The organism is Thalassospira sp. UBA848 (assembly GCF_002295455.1).
GTDB lineage: Bacteria > Pseudomonadota > Alphaproteobacteria > Rhodospirillales > Thalassospiraceae > Thalassospira.
The window spans coordinates 1-12,438 of sequence record NZ_DBGS01000062.1 but is presented as its reverse complement, the minus strand read 5'-3'; the positions used below and the strand labels follow the sequence as shown (position 1 = coordinate 12,438).

Here is a 12,438-nt window from a genome sequence, read left to right as displayed (position 1 = left end):
ACAGTGTAAAGCGCACCAAAAACGGCCACATCTTCGGCAACCGAGGCGACGCTGTTGCTAATCGGTTCAGGTGACGTGTTGATCGCAGCCCGACTACCTGCCTTGGTAAAATGACTTCCAGCCGCAACGGTCCCGCCAACCAGCAATGCGATGGCGGTTTGAACGCCATCGCCCAACCCGACATCAAGGCCCCCCAGGGCGCCGGCCGCAAGCAGGGCACCAGCCGGAATACGGATAAAGGTGTGAATGGCATCCCAAACACTGTCGACGATTGGAATTTTGTCCGCAACGAATTCGATCAGGTACAGGAACATTGCCAACGCCAGCACCCACCAGCTTCCCAGAATCTGAAGTTCCGGTGGCAGGTCCAGCAGCCCGAAATTGTTCATAAAGCCAAGGATAACAACGGTACCATAAAGATTTACACCGCTGGCCCAGGCCCCGCCCATTCCCAAAGCAAGAGTTTCAATGACCCCCACAGATAACGCCCTTTCAAAGACACAATTCTCACCAACAAGTGACTAGGCAAAACTTCCAGTTGTGATAAATCACACTTTCAGAGCGTCCCAACGCACGTATCAATGCCAAAGTAGATCTACGAAAGGTACGACGATGAACCGTGATGGTGAAACCCTAAAATTGATCAAGGCATGTGCTGTGGTGATGTTTCTTGCCGCCCCGCTTTTAACAAGCAACGCATTTGCGATGGGCAGTTCAGATACATGGAGTTCCGGGGGAACAGACCTTGGCGCCGTGACCGAGCTTGTAGATACGGGCATGTACGATATGGCTATCGACAAGATCGAAACAATGCTCAAGGAAGATCCGGACAACGCCGATCTGTATAATTACCTCGCCTACAGCCAACGCAAAACGGGGGATTTTGACAGTGCCGCACAAAACTATGAACGCGCACTTATGATCGACCCGGAGCATGTCGGCGCTCTTGAGTATCAGGGCGAGTTGTTTCTTCAGACAGGCAAGCCGGAACTGGCACAGGAAAATCTGGCACGGTTAGAACAGCTTTGCGGCACGGGTTGCGAAGAATACCAAATTCTTGCAAGCAAAATCACAAACTGAACAACGTTATTGAGACCGCCCAAAACCTATTCGTCTGGATAGGTTCCCATTCTTGCGTAAACAGGCCATATGTCTTTTTTATATGGACAGACGCAAATGGGATTAGCCATGTCAAATGCGGTAATGCGTAAAAGCTATACGGTGGTTTGCCAGCGGACGACGGGCCAGCTGATGGAACTGGAAACGGTCTCCGACTATACTGCTGCCCTCAATACCGCCAAAGAAGCGATTGGCAACAAAAGCAATACTGAAATCCGCATCGTCGAAAACAAGTATGATCAGGCCAGCCGACGGGACAAGAAGCAAGTCGTCAAGATCCTGACTGCCGAGAGCAATTCAGGATCTCGCGGATCGGCAGGACGTGCCGGCCAACGCCCCGGTGTAACGCGTGAAACAGCCAACCAAGCCAGCAAAGGGATCATCAACATCGTGATCGCCGTAACTGTTCTGGTCCTGCTTGCCGGAATTATGATTCCCTTGATCATGCGATAACCTGTTGCCGTCACCCAAGCTGGTCATTCACGCAAACAGATCCAGCTGCGTTTGTTTGACTATGTTCCTGATTTCTAAGTAGACCTGATCGCAGTTGGTTATTTGCGACAGTTGTTTTTGTCGGCAAGGAAAGATATAACTTTCCCTGATATAGCGATGATCAGGTGAAGCGTGAAAAGCAGGTCTGCGACAACAAAAAACAACCCTTGCAACAAGCGGGGCTGGATTACCGCCGCAGCGCTTTTGCCGCTCCTCGCCGCCTGTAGCACGGATGACCTGTCCGGTCTCTGGTTTGGATCTTCTTCCACACCACAAGAAATCACTTCCGCATCTGGCGATCAGTCCTCAGCCGCCGAAAAAAACAATTTTGATCAGGTTGCTTGCGGATTATTTCTTGGTCAGACGGAACAGCACCCCCGTTCGCAAGAAGGCAACAGTTCCGGTACATCCAGTCCGATATCGCTTGCGAGTAGCCCTCAAGAGAACCTGCTTCAGGCCATTACCTATGACATGGACGGGAACTACCAAAGCGCACGTAAACTTTATGTCTGGCTAACCGCTACACCACCTGACACGAAAGTGGATCTTGATTGCGGTCAGGGTATTCGTCTTTCCGGCAGCATCAACAGCCTTGCACAGAGACGTCTTGTTGCGCTTGATGCTGCATCCCCTGAATACGCCCGCTCCGAGGAAATCGATACAGTCGTCGCATCGGCAACGGTGCCGCCTGGCCCGGAACTTCCTGATCCACCACAAGTCGAACGTGATCGCCGCTTTTATGAGACAGGCGGCGTCGTAACGGCCGAACCCGAAGCACCAACCAACGCTGTTGCGCGAATGGATATCGAGGTCAGCGAGAACACAGCACAGCTGACCCGCGTTGAACGACGGACCGCATCAACCGCCCCTGCGGCGTCAAAAGCTACAAACGATGCGAAAATCAAAGCGGAAAAACCAACACAGCCGCCAAAAAATACAACCGCCACTACGGTAGCAAAGATAGCCCCTGTGGCAGCACCTGAGCCAGTCACCGAAGCGCCAACAATTGCAGGTGACTCTGCATCTACCGAACATTCGGGTGCGATTGTCACATCCAACGCCCGGCCTGTCGAACAAGGCGAGCTTGATGTCGTGGACCGTCGCCCAGAAGCACCGATGATCGAGCTTCCGATTGCCTCGGCCACTCCCCCCTCAGACGCGACGACCGAAACATCACAATCAATGGCGACTGAACCAAATCCGCCGGCACAGACCACTACGTCAACCGCCCCCTACTACGCCGTTCAACTGGCGGCGTACCGGTCACGCGGGCGGGCCGAAGGCGCCTGGTCAAAGTTCCAGAATGCGTCTCATGGTATGCTTGCCGCCGCCGACCACGAGGTGGTCAGTATTGCGATTGAGGGTAAAGGTCTGTTCTTCCGCTTATTGACGGGCAACTATGGCACCGCTGCGGCGGCAACACAGGCGTGTAATACCCTGAAATCCGCAGGGACAGATTGCCTGATACGTAAAGTCAGCCCTTAGGCCTGAGGCGTTCTTTGGCCGCTGCCGCAATTTTGTGTGAACGCACAAGGCCATCTGGACGCGTTTTCTTTCCGTGTCTGCGCACGAATCCTGGCATCCTGTTCAGGAGGTATTCGACCTTGGCGTTGTGCCGGTAATAGCGCCAACGCAGATGCTGGATAAGCCGCCTTGTTCTTTTTGACCCCGCAGCCAATAGCGGGACGCCAAATGCAATAAAGACCATCCCAAAGAACGGTGGCGGCAACGGCAAGAACAACAAACCGACCAGCAAACAGACTGCTCCTGCGATCATCAGACCCATTGATTGCAAACGCTTTAGCTTACGCAAGGCCGACCCTACCGAGCAATTCCAGCGACTTTTGATGTCGATTATCCCGTTCACACTCGACGCTGCCAAAAGAATGTTCAAAGACATTTGATCAACAGGGGAATTGCTATTGTGCGCGTCTGGAGTACATTGCACCCATGAACACACAAATTTCTACGGGATAAACGATATGTTCTCCGTGCTAAAAGCCGATAAACCTAAAATGCCAACCGCAGAAACCGCGCTTCCGGGCCGTGACGAGGCACTCCCGGTCGCGGAGACAAATATAGTGACAGGCAATCCCATGAAAGGCCCGTTTCCTCAGCATCTCGAAATGGCTGTCTTTGGCATGGGGTGCTTCTGGGGTGCTGAACGGCTGTTTTGGCAAACCGAAGGCGTTTACAGCACAGCTGTGGGATATGCTGGCGGCTATACAAAAAACCCGACTTATCGTGAAGTTTGCGGCGGAATGACCGGCCATGCAGAAGTTGTCATGGTTGTGTTTGATCCGGCCGTGGTTTCCTATTCATCGCTTTTGAAACTGTTTTGGGAAAGCCATGACCCGACACAAGGCATGCGTCAGGGCAATGACGTCGGAACCCAATACCGTTCCGTAATCTTTGCCTGCACGCCCGACCAGGTAGAAGCCGCAAAACAGTCACGCGCGGAATATAATGCGGCCCTGAAGGCAGCCGGTCAGAACGATGTGACCACCGAGATTGCCGAGGCACCGGAATTCTTCTACGCCGAGGACTTTCATCAGCAGTATCTTCACAAAAATCCCGACGGGTACTGTGGTCTTGGCGGCACCGGCGTTTCCTGCCCGGGCATGTAACGAAGACGGTGATCAGAGATGTTTTTTTCCTGCTCTGATCACCAAAGCTAAGTTATCGCGTTGCTTTAACCTCAGACCGGCTTTCCGCCATATTCACGACTAAGGTCCGCGCACACCCGACGGACCTTAAGCCCCAGGTGTTTAATTTGGTCGTTCGGAATACGTGCCGCAGGTCCTGAAAGCGACAAGGCTGCGATGGGTAGCCCGGTCTCGTCACGGACCACGCCAGCGACACAGCGCAAACCTACGGCATGCTCTTCATCGTCAAGTGCATAACCGCGCTGCCTGGAACGTTCCAAATCCTGCTCCAGGGCCGACTGAGTTACGAGAGTTCGGTCGGTTATCTTGGGCATACCGTGCTGCGCAATGACGGAATGCAGTTCTTCTTCTGGCAAAAACGCAAGGAGTGCCTTGCCCACGCCTGAACAATGCATCAATGCCCGGCGGCCGGGCGTGACCAGCGCACGCATCATCTTGCGGCATTCGACCTGCGTCAGGAAGATGACTTCGCCTCCGTCAGCGACAGCCAGATTGACGGTTTCACCACTGTCTTCCATAAGCGCACGCATATAGGGGCGCGCGATCTGGCTCAGGTTGCGGTTTTTGGTAAAGGCGTTGCCAACGCTAAACGCCTGGACCCCAACGAACCAAAGTGTGCGCTCACCATCAAAAGTCACAAAACGTTCGTGCTGCATGGTTGTAAGCAACCGATGCGCCGTTGACGGCGGCAATTTTACCTGTTGCGCAATTTCGGTCAGCGTCATCCCGTCTTCACTTTCCGCAAGCGCGTTAAGGATGCTTAGCGCCCTGACGAGCGACTGCACTTGTTGCATTCAGAGACTTCTCCCAAAAAGCGGTCAGTAATGCCGACCACCGTTGTTATGTTGTCTCTAAATTTTAGGAGATCATCGTGCGGCTTGCACGGACTTTTGACGTACCCAGACAAAAGCTGAGTAACTGACCAGATAAACCGTAGCCGCCCCAAACGCACAAACTGTACCCCATCCCAAACCAAGGACAGGATAGCCAAGGCTTACGGCAAGAATGTAAACCCACAGCGCGCCCATCCCACGCGGGAAATTGCGGATCACAGTGTGAACCGGCTCAACCCCGTAAGAAAAATGAATGATGAGCATCATGGGATAGAGTGTTACCGGAAAACCTGACAGCAAACCGGACCACCGGGGACCGATCCATGCTGCAATTCCGCTGATCACCAAGACGATGACCGCCGCTAATGCCGCACGCAGCAGAACCACACCCTTCGTCAGGCGGACACGATTGAGAATTCGGACATTCTCGATTTTGCGGAACAGGATAAGGGCAACAAATATCGCGACCAGCAGGATCACAGCCGCCTGTGTCAAACTCATCGGGGCCAGTTGAAACAGCCAAGACACTGAAAGATATACGACAAAAGCGCCAAGGGAACTCAGAACAATCTGGGGAATAACCGGTAAGGCCGCGCATTTCCGTGAAACAAGGAAATAGGCATAAAGGAACGTGAGTGTCGCGATCAGCCCCGGCAACGCATAAACCGCGCTTTCACTGGCAAATGTGATCCCCTGCTCGATTGCGATGAAATACAGAAGGATGGCCGTTCCCAACGGATAACCAGAAAGAACACCTGCAACCCGTGGGCCTGCGCGCTCTGCAAGGACGGACAGCCCAAGAACTGTTCCAACAGATACGGCAATCTTGGCAAGGATCAGTTCCACCGGCTTTGTTTCCTCTATACAATCCTCGATAACAATTTATCGACAAAGTGCCAATATCGGTAGCCGGTTTCGCTGAGTTGGGCAAGTGCAAACAAGTAAACCGAACAAATCGCTCGATATGGACCGCATTCCGCCGGTTTATTTCCGCCAAATTGACAAACGCTGGCAGGCAGCCGCTTCAGGCTGCTACTTATCTGTTTTGATTGGTTAAACTCACAGGGTAGTACAATCGCCTATCCCGTTTCCCGTAAACACCCAAGGCGATCTTCAGGCCGTGAACTCAAGGATAGAATCAGTCAACAGTTTAACCCCTGTCAGGAACAGAAGACTGTAGCAAACCCGATAGAACAAGGTGACACTTACCTTGTCATGCGCCCACAAGCCCAACCAGGTTCCAAACAATGCCACAGGCACGAACAAAAGCGATGTTCCAAGGTTCGAGGCGTCGAACTGCCCAAGCATGGCATATGGAATCAATTTCACATAATTGACGACAATGAAGAACATTACCGTCGTGCCAACGAAGATCGACTTGTCCATTCTCTGCGGTAACAGATAAACCGACACCGGTGGCCCGCCGGCATGGGCGACAAAACTTGTGAACCCGGCGAGCGCCCCCAGAATGGTTCCTTTTCCGATTGTTGCAGATCCGGCCACCGTACTTGCGCTGCGGCCACGCAACCAATGGTCCAGCGTGAAAATGATCGCGATCATTGCGATAATCAGTTTGACCGCGGCTTCATTCAGATAACTAAACGACAATGTTCCCACCAAAATGCCAAGCAACGCAGCAGGAACAAGTATCTTCATGTTTCTGCGGTCCCAGCGCTTGCGATAGGCCCACACATTGGCAACATCCATCAGGCATAGAATAGGAAGCATGATGGCGGCCGCAGCTTGCGGCGAAACGGCCAACGCCATCAACGGAACCGCGATCACCCCAAGGCCGCCACCAAAACCACTTTTTGATACGCCTGCGATTAAAACCGCCGGGATGCCCACGACATAGAAAAACGGATCCGAGATAAACTCCATCGGACGTCCTTGTTTGTTCGGAAACTTTCAGGATTTAGGGCCGCGTATAAAACCGTTCACACCCTTATTTCTCAAGAAGCCTGGGCATTAACTCGACGAAGTTGCAGGGCCGATGCCGGTTGTCGAGTTGATAGGACAGGATTTCGTCCCATGCATCCTTGCAGGCCCCTGTCGATCCCGGCAAAGCAAACAAATAAGTTCCCATACAGACACCGGCAGTTGATCGTGACTGAACGGCGGACGTTCCGATTTTCTGGAAGGAAACCCATCGGAAAAGTTCCCCGAAACCCGGGATTTCCTTTTCATACAAGGCGCGATGTGCTTCGACTGTGACATCACGTCCAGTAACACCGGTGCCTCCCGTTGTTATAATCGCATCGACATTTTGGTTGGCGCACCATGCACCCAGCTGTTTACGCAAAGCAACCTGATCATCTGGCAGGATTTGCCGTTCATAGACGCGATGTCCCTTTTCGATGATCCGTTCGCACAGCACTTCCCCGGACGTATCATTATGGAGATCACGCGTATCGCTTACAGTCAGAACGGCAATGTTGATCGATACAAACGGTATGCTTTCGTCAATACCTGCCATGATGTTCTCCATATCTTTTGAAAGGCTGCACCAAACTAATATGACCTGAAATGGGTGCAAGCGTTTTCACGCATCAGGAGAATACCAAGGCTGCCTTCCGAATCATGAAACAACAATTCAGGCATATATTTTGAAGTTTTATTAGCAAACCGACCTTCCAAACGCGTACTCCACCAAACTAATTTCTCCCAAAAGAAAGACCCCACTCCTCATTTAATTTGAATATCTTGACAAACTTATTGAATTTATTACTTCATCAAAAATGACATAATTGGTATTACCAATACAGGACATCTCGGTGACTTCGCTTGCCGGTCTGAAAAATTACGCTTAGAAAAGCGGTAAAGGACTACCAATTTGGCGCCCTGGAATGATGCGTCAAAAACAGAAAATATGGTCGACAGGAAACAAAGGACTCATCATGAGCGACTTGCTTTGGCAACCGACGAAAGAACGCGTTGAAAATGCAAACGTCACCCGCTTTCGCGACTGGGTGAACGACAAGTATGCGCTTGATCTCAAGAGTTTCACGGAACTCTATGACTGGTCCGTTTCCGAACTCGAACATTTTTGGCCTGCTGTCATTGAGTTCGCCGAACTCAAGGCCGAAACATGGGGCGAGCGCATCCTGATCGATGGCCACAAAATGCCGGGAGCGCAATTCTTCCCTGACGCACGTCTGAACTTTGCCGAGAACCTGCTGGTTCGTGATGACGACAATGACGCGCTGATTTTCTGGGGCGAGGACAAGGTCAAAAGCCGCCTTTCCTGCGCTGAGCTTAACATTGCGGTCTCCAAGTTTTCGCAGGCACTGCGCGCCGAAGGCGTTGGCAAGGGCGACCGGGTATGTGGCTACATGCCAAACATGTCCGAAACCGTCATTGCGATGCTGGCAACAGCGGCCATTGGCGCAACATGGTCTTCTGCCTCCCCCGACTTTGGCGTGCAAGGTGTCGTTGACCGCTTCGGTCAGATTGAACCAACCGTCATGATAACGGTCGATGGATACCATTATAATGGCAAGCAACATGATATCCGCGAAAAGGTACGCGACGTCGTTGACCGCATCGACAGCCTGAAGAAGGTCGTTATCGTTCAGTATGCCTTTGACGGGGCAAACACCACCGGAATTCGCAATGCAATAAAGTATGAAGAATTCATCGCCCCTTTCCGGACTGAAAAGATCGTCTTTGAGCAGGTTGAATTCAATCACCCGCTTTATGTCATGTTCTCATCGGGCACGACCGGCAAACCCAAATGCATTGTGCATGGCACTGGCGGCACTCTGCTCAAACAGGTATCCGAGCATATATTGCACTGTGACGTAGCACCGGGTGACCGCGTTTTCTATTTCACGACCTGTGGCTGGATGATGTGGAACTGGCTCATGGCCGGGCTTGCTGCTAGCGCCACACTTTTGCTCTATGACGGTTCACCGTTCTATCCGAATGGCAACATCCTGTTTGACTATGCCGACGCCGAAGGCATGACTCTTTTTGGGACATCGGCAAAATACATTGATGCCCTTGCCAAGGCAGAGCTGAAGCCGCGCGAAACCCACGATCTTTCTTCAGTTCGCGCCATGACCTCTACTGGTTCCCCGCTCGCTCCGGAAAGCTTTGATTACGTTTATCGCGACATCAAGGAAGACATTCATCTGGCGTCCATTTCCGGCGGCACGGACATTCTCGGTTGCTTTGTTTTGGCATCCCCCGTTTTGCCGGTAAAACGCGGCGTCATTCAAACCCGGGCCCTTGGCGTTGCAGTCGACGTGTTTGATGATGACGGCAAGCCTGTGCGCAATGAAAAGGGTGAGCTTGTTTGCACCAAGCCCTTCCCGTCCATGCCGGTCGGCTTCTGGAATGACCCGGATGGGTCACGCTATCACAGCGCCTATTTTGATCGGTTTGATAACATTTGGTGCCATGGCGACTATGTCGAACTTGATGATGAAGGTGGCATGGTTATTTACGGTCGATCAGACGCCACGCTTAATCCAGGTGGTGTTCGCATCGGCACGGCCGAGATCTATCGCCAGGTCGAAAAGCTGCCTGAAATTCAGGAATCGATTGTTATCGGTCAGGACTGGGATAACGACGTTCGGGTCATCCTGTTTGTTGTGCTCCGCGATAATTATGTGCTGGATACCGCTCTGATCGATAAAATCAAAAAGCAGATCCGAGCCAACTGCACACCACGCCACGTGCCAGCCAAGGTACTTGCTGTCGCCGATATTCCACGCACAAAATCGGGCAAGATTACAGAACTCGCCGTTCGCGATGTTGTCCATGGCAGACCGGTGAAAAATCAGGAAGCCTTGGCAAACCCGACGGCATTGGAGCTATTTTCCAATCTTTCAGAACTAAAATCCTGATCTTCAAAAGCCCCGCCATCACCAGCGGGGCTTTTTTCACACTTGCCCCCTCGCCTGACCACAAAGCGTTGCGACCTTTCTGCGTGTCGCGCCGATTCCGCACTGCGGCGCTGCACGCTTTTTAAACAATGTGAACTCGTGCACTTTTTTTGACCATTGACCTGAATTTGGTGAAAAAAAGTTCGTGCAATTCCCAACGCAGTCCCCATCACTTCTCAAAACCCACCTAGAACATTGAATAAAAATAGGAAATGGGAATTTGTATAAATTATCTACGCGAAAGTACGCAGGATATAACTGCAGAAAAAGTCTCATTTTTCCGCTGAAAACACAGTTCTCTGCCGTGCCCTAAATTTTTCACACTTGACACGAGGCGGCCTAAAATTTCTTAATTTGGCGGTCCGATCTTCTTCGGACGGATGGATATGCGGCTTTGCATATCCAGGGTGGCACAAAAGCTAAAAACAATGCTTTGCTAATAAGGGAGCTCATCTTATGAAAATCCAAACGATCCTTGCCGCTGGCGCAATGACCGTTGCAGCCGTTGCCGCGCAGAACGCACAGGCAGGTGCTGTGCTTGACGGCATCAAGGACAAAGGTTTCGTTCAGTGCGGCGTGAACACCGGTCTTCCGGGTTTCTCCGCTGCCAATGCCGAAGGTAAGTGGGAAGGTATCGACGTTGACGTTTGCCGCGCTACTGCAGCTGCGCTGCTTGGTGACGCGAACGCCGTTCAGTACACCCCGCTGACCGCAGCACAGCGCTTCACGGCCCTGCAGTCCGGTGAAATCGACATCCTGTCGCGTAACACCACTGCAACCACCACCCGTGATGCAAAACTCGGCCTGACCTTTGTCGGCGTCAACTACTATGACGGTCAGGGCTTCCTGATCCCGAAAGGTCTTGGCGTTTCGAGCGCAACTGAGCTTGACGGCGCAACCGTTTGCGTTGAGCCGGGCACCACGACCGAGCTGAACCTTGCTGATTACTTCCGCGCCAAAGGCATGTCCTTCGAGCCGGTTGTTATCGAAAACATCAACGAAGCAACTGCTGCCTTCTTCTCTGGCCGTTGCGACGTTTACACCACCGATGCTTCGGGTCTTGCTTCCATCCGTACCCAGATGGCTGAAAACCCGGCTGACTACGTCATTCTGCCGGAAATCATTTCCAAAGAACCGCTCGGCCCGGTTGTCGCCCAGGGTGACGAACAGTGGTCGGACATCGTTCGTTGGGCCTTCACCGCAATGGTTGAAGCAGAAGAGTATGGCGTCACCATGGAAAATGTTGACGACATGAAAGCAAACAGCACCAACCCGGGCATCCAGCGTCTGCTGGGCGTAACGCCGGGCATGGGTGAAGCTCTTGGTCTTGACGAAGCTTGGGCATACAACATCATCAAGCAGGTTGGTAACTATGGCGAAAGCTATGAGAAAAACGTTACCGCCAAGCTGGGTCTTGAGCGTGGTCTGAACGCTCTGTGGACCGATGGTGGCCTGCAGTATGCATGGCCGGTGCGCTAATCACTAGCAAGCCGACTATCTAAACCTACGAAGCTCCGCCCCACTGTCTGAACGCATGGGCGGAGCTTTTCGTTAGGTGCTTACTGATTTTGGATATAATCTACACCTGAGGGTCATATGAGTAAGCCTCAAAATGCCCCGGGGGATGTTCGTTCCAAGGGTCTCGTCGACTACCTGAATGACGAAAACGTTCGTGCGGTGCTGTATCAGATCATCGCGATTGGACTGATCGTCCTTGCAGGCTGGTACCTGGTGTCCAACACCCTGTACAACCTTGAACAACAAAACATCTCTACCGGTTACGGGTTCCTCGATCTTGAAGCGTCCTTCGAGATCAGCGAGACCATGATCGACTACAGCGCACAAAGCAGTTATGCGACGGCGCTGATGGTTGGTCTGCTTAACACTGTGAAGGTGTCACTTCTCGGCATCATTTTGTGCACGATCATCGGGACAATCTTTGGCATTGCACGCCTGTCCTCGAACTGGATCGTTCGTAAACTGGCAACCGTTTATGTTGAGACGTTCCGAAACATTCCAGTGCTGCTGCAACTGTTCTTCTGGTACGCACTGATTCCCGGCGCATTCCCGCACCCGCGCGATGCGTTGGAACCCATTCCCGGCGTTTTGCTGACATCACGCGGCATGTATATGCCGGTTCCAGAACCTGATGCCGCCTACACCCTGATGGCCATTGCCGCCGTAATCGCCTGCGCTGTGATCTATTTCGTCAAGAAATGGGCCAAAAAGCGTCAGGATGCGACCGGCCAGCCCTTCCCGATGTTTCTTGCCGGTCTCGGCATTTTCGTCGGGCTTGTTTTGCTTGCCTATCTGGTCGGCGGTGCGCCGACCGAACTGAGCATGCCGGCCCTTAAAGGGTTTAATATCCGGGGTGGTTACAATATTTCACCCGAATTCATGGCAGTACTGATCGGCCTTACGGTTTACACCTCGACCTAT

13 protein-coding genes are annotated in these 12,438 nt (G+C 52.4%); 7 read left to right on the top strand and 6 right to left on the bottom strand.

Annotated elements, in window-relative coordinates; translation table 11 throughout:
* Positions 1-479, bottom strand: a 479-nt coding sequence (locus B2R48_RS08400; protein WP_296999365.1) for a DUF4126 domain-containing protein, incomplete at its 3' end; no start/stop codon positions are given.
* 133 nt (positions 480-612) lie between these two features.
* Here B2R48_RS08400 and B2R48_RS08395 point away from each other — a divergent pair.
* From B2R48_RS08395 to B2R48_RS08385, 3 genes are all read left to right on the top strand, one after another.
* The gene (locus B2R48_RS08395; RefSeq protein WP_296999364.1) at positions 613-1,080 is read left to right on the top strand and encodes a tetratricopeptide repeat protein; all 468 of its coding nucleotides are present in this window, start codon (positions 613-615) and stop codon (positions 1,078-1,080) included.
* 96 nt (positions 1,081-1,176) lie between these two features.
* The gene (locus B2R48_RS08390) at positions 1,177-1,572 is read left to right on the top strand and encodes a hypothetical protein (protein ID WP_296999363.1); all 396 of its coding nucleotides are present in this window, start codon (positions 1,177-1,179) and stop codon (positions 1,570-1,572) included.
* A 243-nt stretch (positions 1,573-1,815) separates the two neighbouring features.
* Positions 1,816-3,096, top strand: coding sequence for an SPOR domain-containing protein (locus tag B2R48_RS08385; protein WP_296999362.1), 1,281 nt, complete (start codon positions 1,816-1,818; stop codon positions 3,094-3,096).
* Here B2R48_RS08385 and B2R48_RS08380 read toward each other — a convergent pair.
* A complete protein-coding gene (locus B2R48_RS08380; protein ID WP_296999361.1) occupies positions 3,086-3,511 on the bottom strand; it encodes a PGPGW domain-containing protein in 426 nt (141 codons plus the stop codon). The two genes, B2R48_RS08385 and B2R48_RS08380, sit on opposite strands and share 11 nt — an antisense overlap.
* Before the next feature lie 82 nt (positions 3,512-3,593).
* Between B2R48_RS08380 and msrA the strand changes: the two genes are divergently transcribed.
* Entirely contained in the window at positions 3,594-4,238 is a 645-nt protein-coding gene (msrA, locus tag B2R48_RS08375) for a peptide-methionine (S)-S-oxide reductase MsrA (RefSeq protein WP_296999360.1), read from the top strand.
* A gap of 71 nt (positions 4,239-4,309) precedes the next feature.
* Here the strand turns inward: msrA and B2R48_RS08370 are convergent, their stop codons facing one another.
* The 4 genes from B2R48_RS08370 to moaB form a co-directional block, all read right to left on the bottom strand.
* Positions 4,310-5,071, bottom strand: a complete 762-nt coding sequence (locus B2R48_RS08370; protein WP_296999359.1) for an IclR family transcriptional regulator — start codon at positions 5,069-5,071, stop codon at positions 4,310-4,312.
* A 72-nt stretch (positions 5,072-5,143) separates the two neighbouring features.
* Positions 5,144-5,956 carry a hypothetical protein gene (locus tag B2R48_RS08365; protein ID WP_296999358.1) on the bottom strand — a complete coding sequence of 271 codons (813 nt, stop codon included), beginning with the start codon at positions 5,954-5,956 and terminating at the stop codon, positions 5,144-5,146.
* A 267-nt stretch (positions 5,957-6,223) separates the two neighbouring features.
* Positions 6,224-6,991, bottom strand: coding sequence for a sulfite exporter TauE/SafE family protein (locus tag B2R48_RS08360; protein ID WP_296999357.1), 768 nt, complete (start codon positions 6,989-6,991; stop codon positions 6,224-6,226).
* A gap of 64 nt (positions 6,992-7,055) precedes the next feature.
* Positions 7,056-7,586 carry a molybdenum cofactor biosynthesis protein B gene (gene moaB / locus B2R48_RS08355; protein WP_296999356.1) on the bottom strand — a complete coding sequence of 177 codons (531 nt, stop codon included), beginning with the start codon at positions 7,584-7,586 and terminating at the stop codon, positions 7,056-7,058.
* Between the two features lie 421 nt (positions 7,587-8,007).
* Between moaB and B2R48_RS08350 the strand changes: the two genes are divergently transcribed.
* The 3 genes from B2R48_RS08350 to B2R48_RS08340 all read left to right on the top strand — a co-directional run.
* Positions 8,008-9,960 (top strand): acetoacetate--CoA ligase, encoded by a 1,953-nt coding sequence (locus B2R48_RS08350; protein WP_296999355.1) that lies wholly within the window; start codon positions 8,008-8,010, stop codon positions 9,958-9,960.
* A gap of 495 nt (positions 9,961-10,455) precedes the next feature.
* A complete protein-coding gene (locus B2R48_RS08345) occupies positions 10,456-11,478 on the top strand; it encodes an amino acid ABC transporter substrate-binding protein (RefSeq protein WP_062955059.1) in 1,023 nt (340 codons plus the stop codon).
* Positions 11,479-11,595: 117 nt separating this feature from the next.
* A partial coding sequence (locus tag B2R48_RS08340) for an amino acid ABC transporter permease (protein WP_296999354.1) occupies positions 11,596-12,438 on the top strand: 843 nt, incomplete at its 3' end.